We start from the raw sequence: 14922 nt of genomic DNA, 5'->3' as shown, positions 1-14922 counted from the left end.
TGGTCGGTCTTATCGGATGCTGATCTCGTCGAGCCGCACGGTCCGCCCTTCGGCGATGGAGCGATAGCCGGCCTCGATGAGCGCCATGGTCCGGACGTTGTCCTCCACGGACAGCGCGGGCGGCGTGCCGGTAGCGATGGCGTGCTGAAGCTGCTCCATCACCCCTACGAAGGCGTGCGGGAACCACATCGTGTCCCAGCTGGGCGTGACCCATTCGCCGCCGGTGGCCTTGCGCGAGGCGTAGGTGAGCGTCGAGGCCGCGCCCGTGGGCCAGCCGATGCTGCCCTTGGCGACGCCCTCGATCCCTTCCACGCGCCAGGTGATGTGCTGGTCGTCCTTGTAGCCCTTCTCGCGCGGGCCGGACCACACGTCCTCCAGGCTCAGCGCCAGCGCTCCCGACGGGAAGCGCAGCGTCGAGACAGTGATGCCGTCGCCATGCTCGAACCGGGTCCGCGGGTCCTTGCGGGCGACGGTCGTGATCTCGTCGGGGTCGCCGAACAGGAAGCGCAGCGCGTCGAGGTGATGGACGCTCATGTTGGCGAGGGTCAGGCGGTCGTAGTCCTCGAGGAAGGTCTGCCAGTGCGGGATCGCGTGCATGTCGATCTGGGCGAAGACGACCTCGCCCAGGTCGCCCCGGTCGAGGATCTGCTTCAGCACGCGCATCGACTGGTCGTAGCGCATGTTCTGATTGACGCTCAGGATCTTGCCCGCGGCGGCGGCCTCGTCCCGCAGCGCGATGGCTTCGGCCAGCGTCAGCGCCAGCGGCTTCTGAGCGAGAATGCCCCGAATGTGCGGCTGGCGCAGCGCATGGCGGATCAGTGCGGGTTGCTGGTCGGGCGGATAGGCGATGTCGAGGATCTCGACCTCGGGGTCCTCGATCAGGGCCTCGGGCGTGGGCACGACCTTGGGGATGCCCCAGCGATCCGCGACGCCTTGGGCGCGGGCTTCGGTGCGCGAGGCAATCGCCGCGACCGGGAAGCCCGCTTGCCTGTAGGCAGCGAGGTGGCAGTCAGCCATGATCATGCCCGCGCCGATGCAGCCGATGCGGAACTGCCGGCTGCGGACCTCGGGGTCCGGAGCGAAGTCCGTCGCGCTTCTCATGCCTCTCCTCCTCACGTTACCCGGACGGCGGGCCGGCCTGTCCCGTCGAGGGCCGCGGCGCTGGGCCGTCAATGCCGCAGACGATCCTTGGCCCTGCGCAGCGCCGGGGGCTGGTGGCGAACCATGCCGGCCCGGGCCTGCGTCCGCCCAGCGCGACCCGCAGCTGAGATGCCTCCTCATCTCGGATGATGTTTTCTGATGAGCAAAGGCCGCTGTCAATCATTTCCTGCAAGATCGCCGCTTGGGTGGTCTAGACGCCGCTGTAGATGCTGGGCGGCTAAGCCAATGCAGAACGCCACTGCTATTGCTGACATGGGTAGCCTGATCCCCGGCCGCCGAGCCTTGACATCTCGCCGACATAGTCATCAGATTAGATCAGAAGCCATCATGCAGGACTGCAGCCTTCTTGGGGGCCGGCTAGACAGATGATTGTTTTTTCATGTTGGTAGGCCAGGAGCATTTGTTCCCACACCCTGCCCTGAGGCTTTGTTAGGTCGTTTTCGCTATGGCTCCGCTTCGTCCCACCTTGTCGGATCTCGTGCGGGAGACTGGGCTGTCTTCGGCCACCGTTGATCGAGTCATCAACAATCGGCAGGGCGTCCATCCCCGAACACGCGACCTCGTCCTCACCACGGCGAAGCGCCTGGGCTACCTGTCGGAGGTCGAAGCGCCCACTGTGGCGGAGAGCCAGCTAGGCCGTCTTCGCTTCAGCTTCCTGCTGCCTGCAGGCAATAATGCTTTCATCGCCGCGCTAAGACGACAGATCGAGGCGCAGGCCGCCGCACGCCCCGAGTTGGACGTCCGGATCGAGACGATCGAGGGTTTCAACCCCAGTAGCCTCGCCCGCCACCTCGATCAGGTACCAGCCGGACTCGACGGGCTCGGGCTTGTAGCACTGGATCATCCACTTGTCCGCGAAGGGTTGCGTCGTCTGGCGCAGCGCGGGGTCAAGGTGGCGACCCTGGTTTCGGATGTCCTGACTGTGCCGCGGGTCGCCTACATCGGCGTCGACAACCGACAGGCGGGGCGGCTGGCGGGCTACATCCTGGGCCGTTTCCTAGTGGGCCGCGACGCCCCCAAGGTGGCATTCTTCGCGGGCTCACGGTTCTACCGCGGCCACGAGGAACGCGAAATGGGCTTCCGATCCGTGCTGGCCGAGGATTTTCCTGGAGTCCAGGTCGTGGCGCAATGCGAAAGCATGGATGATCCCGACCGGGCGCATGCCGAAACGCAGGCTCTTCTGAACGTCCATCCCGACCTTGCGGCCATTTATAACGCCGGTGCTGGCAACCCCGGCATCGCCCGGGCTCTTGGCGAGCGTGACCTCTCGCGTCGCGTGGTGCTGATCGGGCACGAGGCGACTGAGGGAAACAAGCGGCTTCTGCTCGAAGGGGTGCTGGATGCCGTTATCGACCAGAACCCCCGGGTCGAGGCGCGCGAGGCGCTCAACGCACTGACCATGGCCGCCCGGCAGGAGTCATACGCAGTCGTGGCCCCCCGCCTTCAAGTCGTCTTCCGTGAAAACCTGCCCGAGGACTGACCAACGCACCGGACGCTGTGCCGAGTCGGTGGCGCAGCGCTTTTCTTCACGCCAAACAAAGGAGCATACGATGACCCAATGGATCGACGCCGTCGCGGTGGACGAGATCGACGAAGAGGACGTGATGCGCTGGGATCACGGGGGCAAGACCTATGCGCTCTACCACAGCCCGGATGGCGAGTTCTTCTGCACGGACGGTCTGTGCACTCACGAGAACGTCCATCTCGCGGGCGGCCTCGTCATGGACTACGTGATCGAGTGCCCCAAGCACAACGGGCAGTTCGACTATCGCACCGGGCAGGCCAAGCGTGCGCCCGTCTGCGTGAACCTGCGGACCTATCCGGCCCGCGCCGAGGGCGGGCGCGTGCTCGTGCAGGTGGACTGAGGTCCTGCCGACCTAAAGTGCTGCTTCCCGCGAACCGTTCGTCCCGACCCAGGCGATTCCGACCTTCCCCGTTCACGTCGCTGCCAGCTCTGTATGTTTGAGCGAGCATCATTTCTCCAGGAAGGCGCACACAAGGAAATACCGCCGAGTGTCGCCTCCAAACGCGCTGTCCAGGGCGGCATAGCCGTAAAGCTAATCGGCGCGACCTCGCAGTTCTCATCCTGAACAGCGTGTTCATTGAGAAGACCCGACCATTGGTCGAAAGCGGAGCGAACTGCGCGGGCCAAGGCTGTGCGAGTTATGCTGCGACAGGCTCGCCAGTGATGATGTCCTCGACTTCCTGGATAGAGGACGTCCGGGGCGAGAGATCATCCGATACGATGGTGCCTCGGCGCATGACCACAATTCGGTCTACCACTTGGAAGACATGATGAATATTGTGAGCAATGAAGACGCAACTGTGGCCGGTGTCCCTCGCTTCGCGCACGAAGCGGAGGACCCCCTGCGTCTCGGCCACGCCGAGATTGTTGGTCGGCTCGTCGAGGATGATGAGGTCGCTCTCGAAGTACATGGCGCGGGCGATTGCCACAGCCTGACGCTCTCCCCCGGACAGCGAACCGATCGGAGTCGTGGGCGGAATGTTCTTGGAGATGCCCACTCGGCGCAAGAGCTCGGCCGCGACCCCGTTCATTCGATCGAGGTCCAGGCGATCGAGAAAGCGTGGGCCCTTGCGCAGTTCGCGCCCCAAAAACAGGTTGCGTGCGATGGAGAGCTGCGGGACCAGCGCTGAGTCTTGATAGATCGTCTCGATGCCATTGGCGATAGCGTCGAGGGTTGAGCGCATCCGTACAGGGCGGCCCTTGATGACGATCTCGCCGCTCGTATAGGGGACGGCGCCGGAGAGTACCTTGATCAGGGTGGATTTGCCGGCACCATTATCGCCCAAGAGCCCCACGATCTCTCCACGTCGGATGGACAAGTTAACGCCCCGGAGCGCGTGAACGCCGCCGTAGGACTTCTCAATGTTCCGCATGTCTACGAGGATGTCGCCGTTGGCTCCGGCCATGGTCAGGTCCCCGGGTTGTGCCGGCGCTCAAGGCCGGAATGGAGCGCCATCATCCCCAGGATGATAGCGCCGATGAAGATGTTGTAGGCGAGGCCCGGGACCCCGATCATGACGATCCCGTTGCGCATCAGACGGAGGATCAGAACGCCTAGGACCGTGCCAACGATGGTGCCGCGCCCGCCGGTCAGCACGGTGCCCCCGATGACTACCATCGCGATGACCTCGAGCTCGTAGCCCGTCCCCGAGTTCGGATTTGCGGCCGAGACACGGATTGATGAGATGGCTCCCGCGAAGGCGGCCAACAAGGCCGAGAGCATGAACAGGATGATCTTGACGCGACCGGTCTTGACGCCGCGGTTACGCGCCGCGCCAGGATTGCCGCCTGTGGCCTGGATCCAGTTACCGAAGCGCGTTCCGGTCAGAAGGTAGTGAAAGGCAACGGCGATGATGGCGAACCAGATCAGGCTCATGTAGATGCGAAGGCCGCCGGCGCAGCCTACGCCTTCGCCCCCCATGCAAATCTCGCCCACGAGAACCTGCGCGAGCCATTGCTCGCCGGCGTTCCAAGTGCGCTGGGGGAAGCCATCTGTGAGCCAGAGCGCCGTGCCACGCACGACGAGGAGCATCCCCAGTGTGACCAGGAACGAGGGGATGGCGAGACGCGTGACGAAGAGCCCGCTGATCAGGCCGATGCCCAGCGCAAGCAGAAGCGCCACCAAGAAAGCCAGCCCAAGCGGCATAGTTCCGGTGTTGACCAGCGTCCACATCACGACCGGGGCGAAGCCAAAGACCGAACCCACGGACAGGTCGAACTCGCCCGCCGTCATGAGGAGGGTCATGGCGAGCGCAATAAAGCCCAGCTCGACCGTGAAGGTCAGGGCGTTGCCGATGTTGGTCAGCGACAGGAAAGCGGGGTTGATCGAGGTGAAGACGACGATCATCCCCACCAATAGCACCAGCGGCCCGAACTCAGGCTTGGAGACGAACGCACGGAGCGCGCCTGGCCGGGGTGGATGAGCCGGCAGCGCAGAGGTTGAGTTGGCCATGGTCGACACCGGGGAAAAGGGAGGAAAGGCCCGTGCCCGAGGGGGCGCAGGCCGGAGCCGCCGTCACTGGCCGCCCATGATTCCGTGGTAAAGCTGCGCCGTCTCGGCCTCGTAGAGCGCGCCGGTAAGGACGTCGAAGCCGATCGGAATGCCCGAGGACTCCATGAGGAGGGACGACAGGCACATGTAAGAGGTAGCCTGCGGGTCCTGCCACATGGCAGCGTTGACGTAGCCGTCCATCACCGCCTGCGTGGTGTCGAGACTGTTGCCCCAGCCTACGACCGGGATCTCGCCAGCCGGGATCCCCGCTTGGTCGAAGACCCGCTGGACCGAGCCGGTCACCAAGTCCCCGAGGCCGATTATGGCCGAGATGCGCTCCCGGTTCGCCGTCAGATAGTCGGTCATACGAGTGATGATCTCGGCTTGGTCGAGCGTGGCGTCGGTCACCTCCCAGGTGATGCCCAGGGGCTCGAAGACCTCGGCGATGCCCCGCTCTTCCTCCACGCCATAGGATGCGCCAGGAACCTCGACAGGCATCCAGACGAAGTCGCCCTCCTGCACAAGTTGATTGTCCACGAGGTACTGCGCCCACTGCCGGCCGATCGATAGCAGGTCGCCACCTACATAGGCGTTCCAGTCCGGTGCCTCGTCGGACGTGTTGAAGTTGACGATCGGGATGTCTGCGGCGCGCGCTTCGGCAACTACATCAACCAGCGAGCCCGGGTCGGGGCTCGTCGAGCAGATGCCGTCGGCGCCTGCGGCGATGGCCGCACGTACGGCCTCCTGATGAGAGGGTACATCGCCCGAATGGAAGGAGGTGTTCACTGAATGGCCGGTATCCGTAGCCCACTGCTCCGCGCCCTGCAGAAAGTAGGTCCAGACGGGGTCGGCTGGCGCCCCATGCGAGATCCAGTAGAAGGTCCTGGCACCTTCCTCCTGCGCAAGTGCGCCCGTTGCTCCAGATACAAGGGCCAACATCGCCCCCGCTCCCAAGAAAATCCGTCTCAGCATGGTGGTTCTCCTCCTCTGGTGGACCCTTGGGCTCTAACGGCCCCTACGGGAACGGCCCCGAATGCCAGGTGCTGCAGTCGGCCCTTTTCGAGCGATCTGGCAGAACCGCGCGGCAGTTTGGCTTCGGAAACCTAGATCACGATACTCTTCCGAGGGCTTCGCGAAAGCGACAAAATTCGTCGTCCACCATCCCCACAAGCAGTGTCAGAGGAAAATTGTGGAGCCGGGCGGGGGGTCCCACTGCCCTCTCCAGCATGACCCAGCGCAGCCCGTTTCGGTGCCTCAAGACCTCGCCCGAGGTGATCCGCTTGGCGGCGATGCTGGATCTGCGCTTTCCGTTGTCGCTCAGGAACGTGGAGGATCTGCTGCATGAGCGCGGGATTGAGGTCAGCCACGAAACCGTGCGGTTCTGGTGGCAGCGGTTTGGCCCGATGTTCGCAGTCGAGATCCGGCGCAGGCGGGTGAGCGGAATGCGCACCTCTAGCTGGCGCTGGCACCTCGACGAGGTAATCGTGAAGATCAACGGCTTACAGCACCACCTCTGGCGCGCGGTGGACCACGAGGGCGAGGTGCTGGAAGCGTTTGTCTTTACGGCACTGGACAGGAAGGCGGCCCTGATCTGCCTTAAGAAAATGATGGAACGGCACGGGCGTCCAGCAGAGGTGGGTTGCAGCGGTTTACAGGGAAACTGCGAGCAACGAGGAAGTGCGCGGCCAAAGGTGTTGCTCGGACGATTAGGCTTGAACGGAGCCTCATGTCGTTCATCCGCTTAGGCGAAGTTTCGAGGATTTATTGCTGATCCAGTCAGCAAAGGTCCGCCCCGTAGAGAGCTTACAGTTCCCATCCAACAGAGTGCACGAGTCACATCGGGCTGTCGTCATGGCGTAAGGATCAAGGACGGCACCGTTCGGAGCACTGACGGAGGCTCGCACCTCCTTCCTCACCACTCGGACCCTACGAAAACCCACCAACTATCTGGTCCTGCCAGGCTCGGGCCCGTTTGCTTATACTGCTGCCTACGGGGCTCCTCGTGCTACAACTGGGAGCACTCACCGAAGGTCGGGTATGGCTGCGGTTGCACCTTGGAGCTTAGTGACCCTGCTGGGGCTGACCTTTCCGGTCATGGCGCAGGATTGCCGGCTCGCCCTTGTGCTGGCTCTGGACGTGTCATCTTCGGTGGATGCAGTCGAGGACCGGCTCCAGCGGGACGGCTTGGCTCGGGCCCTCTTGGCACCGGAGGTCATCCGGGCCTTTCTCACTGGTGAGCCGGTCGCGCTTTTTGCGTTCGAGTGGTCGAGCCCGTCCTATCAGATGGATCTCACCCCAGGCTGGCAGATCATCGACACCGAGGAGGACCTCGTCCGTGTCGCAGCCGCTCTTGGCATAGGGGAGGAGGTCGGGGAGAGCCGCCAGAAGCCGGCCGGGACCACGGGCCTTGGCACCGCACTCGTCTATGCTGCGGGAGTCCTGAGCAGCGGTCCGCCTTGTGCGGCGCAGACGGTGGACATCTCAGGAGACGGAGAGAACAACGAGGGCGTCAGACCAGAGGTTCTTTACCGCACCCCCTTGTTCGACGATGTCACGGTGAATGCGCTCATCGTCGACAGGCTGCGGATCAAGCACATCCCGCCTGAAGAGATCGATCTTGTGGCTTGGTTCGACGCTCATGTCCTGCATGGCCCCGGCGCTTTCTGGATCGTGGCGGAAGATTACGAGGACTACGAGCGGGCGATGAAGGTGAAGCTGCTGCGCGAGTTGGGCATGCCTATCGTCGGAGAGGGCTCCGCGACTGGGCTGCAGTCGCCGAGCTGAGATAGTGAAATGGGGCTCCTGTTCCTAGCTGCCCGAGAGCCTTCATCGGCGCGACCTTAAAAGTGTGGAGCCTTCACCCGCACTCCGCCTGCCAAGCCCGAGGCGCTCGCGTCCACAGAGCCGACAGGCACCCCTCTGCGGCGCCGTCCACGACTGCTTTGGCAGCTTGGCACGCTGTGGCGCTCCTTGGCTTGAGCGCAGGCATTTCATGCCTCGAGCAGGCCCAACGCAGCTCATTCAACGTTGATCGGAGCAACTCGGGAAGACTTCCAGGTGTAGCCGCGCTTGACACGGGTCGGCGGTGACGAGTGGGTTGGTAGCCGGGCAGGCCGCTAGTATGGCAGCCTGCTCCCGCCACTTCCACTCGGAACCTGAACCTTCCAAGGTTCGGCTGGCAAGGCGCCAAGACTCCGACAGACTGGCCTCTTGGGCTGCGGGAACTCGTGGAGACAGCGGGCCAATCAGTAATCGGGGTGAGGATCCCTGCCGCGCGCCTCGGGAAGATGCGACTTACGCCGCTCGACCTGCTTACCCGTCAGACGGAACTGTTCACTCATCCCGCCCGCCAAAGTCGGGCAGTATGAATCAGCTGACCGAGTACGATACCAAAGCGGTTCCAGAGCCTGACCCTTGGTGGCGTCGGCTGGCATTGTCAGAGGAAATCGACCTGCTGGGCATCCGCAGCGCTCGCCCGGCCGGTTTCCACTCGTCGTCTTGGCTTCGAGCCATGAAACGCTGGTCCTGTGACCAGACAAGAACGGGGCGGGGCGGTAGGGGTCGATCCAGGCGGTTCTCTTGGACAGTGCCGGTCGCATTGGTCCGACTCCGACCATGGGGCCTGAGGCGACTGCATCCGGCAACGTGTCCGTCCTCGGCACATGGCAGCATATCCTCGACTTTGGTATGTCGAGCCGTCGCGCGATGGCTTTGAATCCACGCCACCAAATCAGTTCTTGTGGTCACCGGCGCCATCCGGGCATGACAGCGCCGTATCGAGCGATAGTAGCACCTCCAGTACGGATGCTTGCATGCCCCTCACCAGCCATGCTCTCCCAACGGAATGGGTCCTGCGCGGTACGGGGCCGTCCCTGCCTCCCGGTCTGCCAGACTCCATCCCGGCCGAGGTTCCGGGTGTCGTCCATATGGACCTGCTGGCGGCTGGGCTCCTGCCCGATCCGTTCCTCGACAGCAACGAGATCGCACAGGACTGGGTTGGTCGGCAGGACTGGACCTATCGGACGACGTTCGACTGGGCGGGCCACGATCCCCGCGTGGATCTCGTGTTTGAAGGGCTCGACACCTTTGCCACGGTCACGCTGAACGGGCACAGTCTCGGCGAGACGCGCAACATGAACCGGATCTACCGGCTCGACATCACGCCTCATCTGCGCGAGGGGGCAAACCGGCTCGAGGTCGCGTTTCGCTCGGCCTGGGCCGAGGGCAAGGACCTCGCGAAGCAGGTCGCGCCGCGACCCGCCAACTACCCGGGCCCGGCGAACCTCACGCGCAAGATGGCCTGCAACTTCGGCTGGGACTGGGGGCCGACCGTCGTCACCGCAGGCATCTGGAAGCCTGTCCGGCTTGAGAGCTGGTCCGTCGCGCGTCTCAGCGAGGTCCGCCCGACCGTCAGCCTTGCTGGAGGGCAGGGGACGGTAGAGATCGATGTCGTCGTCGAACTCCTCGACCCGGACGTCCCCCTTACGGTCGAGGCCGGGGTGGCCGGAGTGACTGCCCGGGCCGTGGTCGATCCCGCGACTGGCCGGGCGCGCCTCGTTCTCTTGGTCGCAGACCCCCAGCTCTGGTGGCCGCACGGTCTCGGCGACCAACCCCTCTATGGTCTGTCCGTGCGCCTCACTTCCTCTCAGGTGCAGCTTGATCAGTGGACCCGCCGCGTCGGCTTCCGCTCCATTCGCCTGGATACCTCGCCCGACGTCCATGGTTCCGCCTTTGCCCTCGTGGTGAACGAGGTCCCGGTTTGGGTTCGCGGCGCCAACTGGATCCCAGACGATATCTTTCTGCCCAGAGTCTCGCCTGAGCGCTACCGCACCCGCGTCGCGCAGGCCAAGGCGGCCAACATCAACCTTCTTCGCGTCTGGGGCGGTGGCATCTACGAGACGGACGCCTTTTACGACGCCTGCGACGAGGCGGGCATCCTCGTCTGGCAGGACTTCCTCTTTGCCTGCGCAGCCTATCCGGAGGAGGGTGAACTCCCTGCCGAGATCGAGGCCGAGGCCCGGGACAACATCGTCCGCCTCATGCCTCATGCCTCGCTCGCGATCTGGAACGGCAACAACGAAAACATCTGGGGCTGGTTCGACTGGGGCTGGAGGGAACCGCTCGGCGATCTCAGCTGGGGCTTGGGCTACTACCTCGACCTCCTGCCGCGTCTCGTGGCCGAACTGGACCCCGCCCGCGCCTACTGGGCTGGCAGCCCTTATTCAGGCTCCATGGACATCCACCCCAACGATCCGGACCACGGCTGCACCCATGTCTGGGACGTCTGGAACGAGAAAGGTTACGAGCATTACGGCGACAGCGTTCCGCGCCTCGTGTCCGAGTTCGGCTGGCAGGCCCCGCCGACCTGGGCCACACTGTCCGCCTCCGTGCGCGGCCCCCTGTCGCCGGATTCCTCGGGCGTGCTGCACCACCAGAAGGCGACCAACGGCAACGACAAGCTCCTGCGGGGGCTCGACGGGCACTTGCCGCGACCATCCTCGATGGACGACTGGCACTTTGTCACCCAGCTCAATCAGGCACGCGCCATCGCCTTGGCCGTCGAGCACTGGCGCTCCCACCGCCCCCGCTGCATGGGCGCGATTGTCTGGCAACTTAACGACTGTTGGCCGGTCACGTCCTGGTCCGCCATCGACAGCCGGGGGCAGCGAAAACCGCTTTGGTACGCGCTGCGTCGGATCTTCGCGCCCCACCTCCTGACCATCCAGCCGCGCGGGGATGGCTTGGCCGCCGTGGCGATCAACGACGCCCCAATGTTCTGGCGCGTGCCCGTCCACCTGCGTCGCCTGAGCTTCGACGGCACTGTGCTGGCCGAGCATCGTCACTGGCGACTGTGCGTGGACCGTTTCACGGCCGAGGAGTTGCCCATCCCGCCCGAGATCGCGACGCCCGGCGACTCTGCGCGCGAACTGATCGTCGCCACGATGGGGGACTGCACGGCAACCCATTACTTTGCGGAGGACGTGCACCTCGCGCTCCCGCCGCCCGACTTCTCCGTCACGCTCCACCGACACCAGGCCGGCTGCCTCGTGGAGATCGAGGCGCGCACCCTGCTCAAGGATCTGTGTTTCTTCGCCGACCGGCTCGACCCGGAGGCGGAGGCCGACGAAATGCTCATCACGCTTCTCCCTGGTGAGCGCCGCACCATCGACGTGCGGAGCGATCGGCAGTTCGACCTGATCGCGCTCACGGGGCCCCCGGTCCTGCGCTGCGCCAACGACCTCTTTGGTCTGGAAACGAGACGGCCGATCTCTGAAAGCTAGAAGGCCAGTTCGCAGTGCCTATCCTGACGGGCGGTGTCAGGCGGACCAGCGTCAAGTGGGGGCATCCGCCGAGGCAGATTGCGACCGTAGAACGGGAGCTCTCAATCGAGCAGTGTCAGAAGAACTTGTCTTGAACAGGGCAGGAACCTCGCATGCCTATCCGGCACGACCCAGCGCAACTCGTTTCGCTGCTTCAAGACCTAGTCAGAGGTGGTCCGCCAAGCGGTCATGCTCTATTCGCTTCCAGCTTCCGCTTCCATTGGGCAAGTTCGACGACCTTCTGCATCAGCGCAGCATCGAGGTAAGCCACGAGACGGTGCAGTTCTGGTGGTTGAGATGCGGCCATGTGTTCGCGACTAAGAACCGAAAGAAGCGCGCGAGTGGGCTGCGCTCCTTCCGCTGGCGCTGGCACTTGGACGAGGTGTTCGTGAAGGTGAACGGGGTCCAGCACTATCTCTGGCGAGCGGTGGAGACGAAGGCGAGGTGCTGGGTGCGTTCGTGCCCAAGACGCGGGACAAGAAGGCTGCCCTGACGTTCTGCGCAAGACGATGAAGCGGAATGGGCGACTTGAGGAACTCCTGACGGATGGGCATCGCTTTCATGGAGCCGTTCTCAAGGAGATCGGCGCCGCGGGCGGCAACTCACTAGTCGTTGGGAGAGCAACCGGGTTGAGAACTCCCATCAGCTCTTCCGATGGCTAGAAGAGAGTGATGCAGCGCTTCCGGCGTCTACACGGTCTCCGGACGTTTGCCGCCGTCCACTCCTCGGTTTGCAACCAACTCAGTTCAGGTCGGAGCCTCCCCAGCCGCCCTGCTTGCAAGCAGGGCCGCACCGGCGCTCGTGCCGAGTGGCGGCAACTGCATTGTCAAAGCAAACCGGCGTGTCGAGGTCCAAGAGCGCTTGGTCGACCTGCCTCTTGTCACTCATCTTGGCTTTGACCCGAGAAACTCTGATCCCGTGTCCGGACGACAGCGGGTCAGGACGACAAGGGCCGCCGCAAGTCTGTTTCCTCTGACAGTACCCTCTCCAGACCTGACAGCGGTGACGAGCCTAGGCCCGGCGACGGCGCGCGAGGCTCAGGGCCAGAGCGCCGAGGCCCAGGGCAGCGGCGCCGAGCACGACGGTGTTGGCACGTCCTGCCTCCACCGTGCCGGGGCGGTCGAGCCAGCCGCCGCTCGCGTGCGTTCCGTCGGGGATGGGGTGCCGGAGCGCCCCCTCCCGCAGGGGTGCCCGGGAAGCGCGGTCCATAGCGCGCCGGGCCACGAAGCCGATGGCGGCCTCGGTCGGTAGAGGTGCCACGCCGTAGCCGAAGCGTGCCCAGCCCGCGGGGAAACCCACCGCCACCTCGGCTCGGGGGTGGAGGGCGACGCCGACAATGGCCTCGGCCACGCGCTCGGGTGCGTAAAGGTAGGGGCCGGGATCGACGTTGCGGCCGGACAGGTTGGCGCCGTGCTGGATGCCGGGGGTGTCGATCATGGATGGAAAGACACCGCAGACATGGATGCGGGGGTGCTCCGCCAGTTCCTGGCGGAGGCTGGCGGCAAGGCCGCGCAGGCCGAACTTGGACGCCGTGTAGGCCGCGGCAAAGGGCATGGGCGCCCAGGCGCCCATGGATACGTTGTTGACCAGGACGCCCGCACCCTGCCGCCGGAACACCGGGATCACGGCATGGGCGCCGTAGAGCGCACCCATGAGGTTCACCTCGATGACCTGCCGGTGGAGGTCGAGCGGCACCGCGTCAAAGCGGCCGACCGCACCCACGCCGGCGTTGTTCACCCACACATCGATACGCCCCCACCTGTCCTGGGCGGCGCGTGCCAGCGCCCGGACGGCTTCGGGGTCGGTGACATCGGTAGGCGCCACGACGGCGTCGCCGCCCAGGGCGCGGCACTCACGCGCGGCCTCTTCCAGCACGTCGCCGCGCCGGGCGGCAAGGGTGAGGCGCGCGCCTCTTTGGGCAAAAGCTCGGGCGGTGGCGCGGCCGATGCCGGAGGAGGCGCCGGTGATCACGACAGAGGCATGGGACAGGTCGGTCATGGCGGCTCCTCTCAGCGCGACGTCGGGTCGGCAGCTAGGCCGCGAGCGCGGCGGGCCAAGAGGGCAGGGACGCCTCGCCTGGGGGAAGGTGAAGACGCGGAGGTGTGTCGGAGCGATGCAGGTTCAGTCGGGCTGAGGCTCTGCCCCGCCTGGCGGCAACGGCCCAGCGCCGTCCGTTCCGGCATCTCCGCATCAGCCCCCAAGAGCACGCGGCTGACCTTGATGCTCTACGTTCGCTTTCCGCTCCCCATGCGGAACGTGGAGGACCTTCTCCGCAGGAGCGGGATCGAGGTGAGCCACGGGACGGTGCGGATCTGGTGGTTGCGCTTCGCGCCGATGCTCGCGGCCGAGATGCGCAAGAAGGGGGTGGGCAGCACGAAGTCTTGACGCTGGCGCTGGCATTTGGACGAGGTGTGCGTGCAGGTGAGTGGTGTCCGGCACACCGTCTGGGGCGCTGGAGGCCGTTGTTCCCAGGCGAAAGGACAGGGAGGTGCGCCGATGCAACCGCCAAATGGTGCCTTCAGTTGCCATGAGCACGATGCGGGCCGTCATAGTGACGCTGTGATCCCGCCATCCACGTAAAGAACGTGCCCGTTCACGAAGCTTGCGGCGTCTGAAGCCAGAAAGATGCAGGCCCCAACCAGTTCTTCGACACGGCCCCAGCGGCCTGCGGGGGTCCTCCTCTCGAGCCATGCGGAGAAGTCGGGATCGGCCACCAAGGCGGCATTGAGCGGAGTATCGAAGTAGCCTGGCGCAATCGCGTTGCAGTTCAGGCCATGCTTCGCCCAATCGGTGGCCATTCCCATGGTTAGATTGCCGACCGCGCCTTTGGTTGCGGTGTAGGGTGCGATCCCTGGCCGGGCGAGGGCAGTCTGGACGGACGCGATGTTGATGATCTTGCCACGACCGCGCGCAATCATGTGGCGTGCAACGGCCTGACCGACATGAAATACGCTCGCGATATTGGTCTGCAACAGCCGTTCGAAAGCGTCGGCCGGGAACTCTTCGAGGGGCGCCCGGTGCTGCATTCCGGCATTGTTGACCAAGATGTCGATCGGTCCGGTCGCGCGCTCAAAGCTGTCCACGGCCTGCCGGACTTCCGTGTGATCGGTGGCGTCGAAAAGGAGCGAGGCTGCTCCGGGGATCTGCGCCGCTGCCGCAGATAGCCGCGCAGGATCGCGTCCGTTCAGGACCACCGAAGCGCCAGCTTCCGCCAGCCCTCGCGCCAGTGCAAAACCGATACCCTGTGACGACCCGGTTACCAAGGCTCTGCGCCCCGTCAGATCGAAGAGTTGAACTGGCACAGCATTCCTCCCTACGCAGATGACGTCGACAAGCTGTCGGACCATGAATGCGTCGCAGCGAGCCGAATGTCTTCTAATAGTGTCAAAAGGCCTTGGCTTGAGTGGGGCAGGGGACCCGCTACT

At 64.7% G+C, this 14922-nt stretch carries 12 protein-coding genes and 1 pseudogene; 7 read left to right on the top strand and 6 right to left on the bottom strand.

The genetic code is table 11. The features are described from left to right. Positions 1-9 precede the first annotated feature (9 nt). Positions 10-1101: a Gfo/Idh/MocA family protein gene (locus tag FHG66_RS01715; protein ID WP_139074953.1), complete on the bottom strand. Its 1092-nt coding sequence runs from the start codon at positions 1099-1101 to the stop codon at positions 10-12. A gap of 505 nt (positions 1102-1606) precedes the next feature. Between FHG66_RS01715 and FHG66_RS01710 the strand changes: the two genes are divergently transcribed. Next, entirely contained in the window at positions 1607-2641 is a 1035-nt protein-coding gene (locus tag FHG66_RS01710) for a LacI family DNA-binding transcriptional regulator (RefSeq protein WP_139074952.1), read from the top strand. Between the two features lie 70 nt (positions 2642-2711). After that, on the top strand, positions 2712-3026 hold the full coding sequence (locus tag FHG66_RS01705; RefSeq protein WP_139074951.1) for a MocE family 2Fe-2S type ferredoxin: 315 nt from the start codon (positions 2712-2714) through the stop codon (positions 3024-3026). Positions 3027-3324: 298 nt separating this feature from the next. On the opposite strand, the gene FHG66_RS01700 is transcribed toward FHG66_RS01705, so the two are convergent. From FHG66_RS01700 to FHG66_RS01690, 3 genes are all read right to left on the bottom strand, one after another. Then, a complete protein-coding gene (locus FHG66_RS01700; RefSeq protein ID WP_139074950.1) occupies positions 3325-4092 on the bottom strand; it encodes an ATP-binding cassette domain-containing protein in 768 nt (255 codons plus the stop codon). Positions 4093-4094: 2 nt separating this feature from the next. Next, positions 4095-5138 carry an ABC transporter permease gene (locus FHG66_RS01695; protein ID WP_139074949.1) on the bottom strand — a complete coding sequence of 348 codons (1044 nt, stop codon included), beginning with the start codon at positions 5136-5138 and terminating at the stop codon, positions 4095-4097. Between the two features lie 63 nt (positions 5139-5201). Then, positions 5202-6149 (bottom strand): substrate-binding domain-containing protein, encoded by a 948-nt coding sequence (locus FHG66_RS01690; RefSeq protein WP_139074948.1) that lies wholly within the window; start codon positions 6147-6149, stop codon positions 5202-5204. A gap of 254 nt (positions 6150-6403) precedes the next feature. Between FHG66_RS01690 and FHG66_RS01685 the strand changes: the two genes are divergently transcribed. The 4 genes and pseudogenes from FHG66_RS01685 to FHG66_RS22815 all read left to right on the top strand — a co-directional run. Next, positions 6404-6922 (top strand): DDE-type integrase/transposase/recombinase, encoded by a 519-nt coding sequence (locus FHG66_RS01685; RefSeq protein WP_281282895.1) that lies wholly within the window; start codon positions 6404-6406, stop codon positions 6920-6922. A 292-nt stretch (positions 6923-7214) separates the two neighbouring features. Next, positions 7215-7961 carry a DUF1194 domain-containing protein gene (locus FHG66_RS01680; RefSeq protein ID WP_139074947.1) on the top strand — a complete coding sequence of 249 codons (747 nt, stop codon included), beginning with the start codon at positions 7215-7217 and terminating at the stop codon, positions 7959-7961. A gap of 1028 nt (positions 7962-8989) precedes the next feature. After that, positions 8990-11458: a glycoside hydrolase family 2 protein gene (locus tag FHG66_RS01675; protein ID WP_139074946.1), complete on the top strand. Its 2469-nt coding sequence runs from the start codon at positions 8990-8992 to the stop codon at positions 11456-11458. A gap of 210 nt (positions 11459-11668) precedes the next feature. Continuing rightward, a pseudogene (locus FHG66_RS22815) lies at positions 11669-12318 on the top strand (IS6 family transposase); the annotation flags it as partial. 190 nt (positions 12319-12508) lie between these two features. On the opposite strand, the gene FHG66_RS01665 reads toward FHG66_RS22815, so the two are convergent. Then, positions 12509-13495 (bottom strand): SDR family oxidoreductase, encoded by a 987-nt coding sequence (locus FHG66_RS01665; RefSeq protein ID WP_139074945.1) that lies wholly within the window; start codon positions 13493-13495, stop codon positions 12509-12511. 222 nt (positions 13496-13717) lie between these two features. Between FHG66_RS01665 and FHG66_RS21440 the strand changes: the two genes are divergently transcribed. After that, a complete protein-coding gene (locus FHG66_RS21440) occupies positions 13718-13882 on the top strand; it encodes a hypothetical protein (RefSeq protein WP_176556079.1) in 165 nt (54 codons plus the stop codon). 161 nt (positions 13883-14043) lie between these two features. Here FHG66_RS21440 and FHG66_RS01660 read toward each other — a convergent pair whose 3' ends face one another. Then, positions 14044-14844 carry an SDR family oxidoreductase gene (locus FHG66_RS01660; protein WP_218013768.1) on the bottom strand — a complete coding sequence of 267 codons (801 nt, stop codon included), beginning with the start codon at positions 14842-14844 and terminating at the stop codon, positions 14044-14046. Positions 14845-14922: the final 78 nt, after the last annotated feature.

Origin of the sequence: Rubellimicrobium rubrum, assembly GCF_006152115.1 — a bacterium.
Taxonomy (GTDB): domain Bacteria; phylum Pseudomonadota; class Alphaproteobacteria; order Rhodobacterales; family Rhodobacteraceae; genus Rubellimicrobium; species Rubellimicrobium rubrum.
This window is presented reverse-complemented; position numbering and strand designations above follow the sequence as displayed.

What these genes read in the sequence shown, in the direction of transcription:
- FHG66_RS01705 (WP_139074951.1), top strand. Translation starts at nt 2,712, where the DNA reads ATGACCCAATGGATCGACGCCGTCGCGGTGGACGAGATCGACGAAGAG.
- FHG66_RS21440 (WP_176556079.1), top strand. Translation starts at nt 13,718, where the DNA reads ATGCTCTACGTTCGCTTTCCGCTCCCCATGCGGAACGTGGAGGACCTT.
- FHG66_RS01695 (WP_139074949.1), bottom strand. Translation starts at nt 5,138, where the DNA reads ATGGCCAACTCAACCTCTGCGCTGCCGGCTCATCCACCCCGGCCAGGC.
- FHG66_RS01715 (WP_139074953.1), bottom strand. Translation starts at nt 1,101, where the DNA reads ATGAGAAGCGCGACGGACTTCGCTCCGGACCCCGAGGTCCGCAGCCGG.
- FHG66_RS01710 (WP_139074952.1), top strand. Translation starts at nt 1,607, where the DNA reads ATGGCTCCGCTTCGTCCCACCTTGTCGGATCTCGTGCGGGAGACTGGG.
- FHG66_RS01685 (WP_281282895.1), top strand. Translation starts at nt 6,404, where the DNA reads ATGACCCAGCGCAGCCCGTTTCGGTGCCTCAAGACCTCGCCCGAGGTG.
- FHG66_RS01690 (WP_139074948.1), bottom strand. Translation starts at nt 6,149, where the DNA reads ATGCTGAGACGGATTTTCTTGGGAGCGGGGGCGATGTTGGCCCTTGTA.
- FHG66_RS01700 (WP_139074950.1), bottom strand. Translation starts at nt 4,092, where the DNA reads ATGGCCGGAGCCAACGGCGACATCCTCGTAGACATGCGGAACATTGAG.
- FHG66_RS01660 (WP_218013768.1), bottom strand. Translation starts at nt 14,844, where the DNA reads ATGGTCCGACAGCTTGTCGACGTCATCTGCGTAGGGAGGAATGCTGTG.
- FHG66_RS01680 (WP_139074947.1), top strand. Translation starts at nt 7,215, where the DNA reads ATGGCTGCGGTTGCACCTTGGAGCTTAGTGACCCTGCTGGGGCTGACC.
- FHG66_RS01675 (WP_139074946.1), top strand. Translation starts at nt 8,990, where the DNA reads ATGCCCCTCACCAGCCATGCTCTCCCAACGGAATGGGTCCTGCGCGGT.
- FHG66_RS01665 (WP_139074945.1), bottom strand. Translation starts at nt 13,495, where the DNA reads ATGACCGACCTGTCCCATGCCTCTGTCGTGATCACCGGCGCCTCCTCC.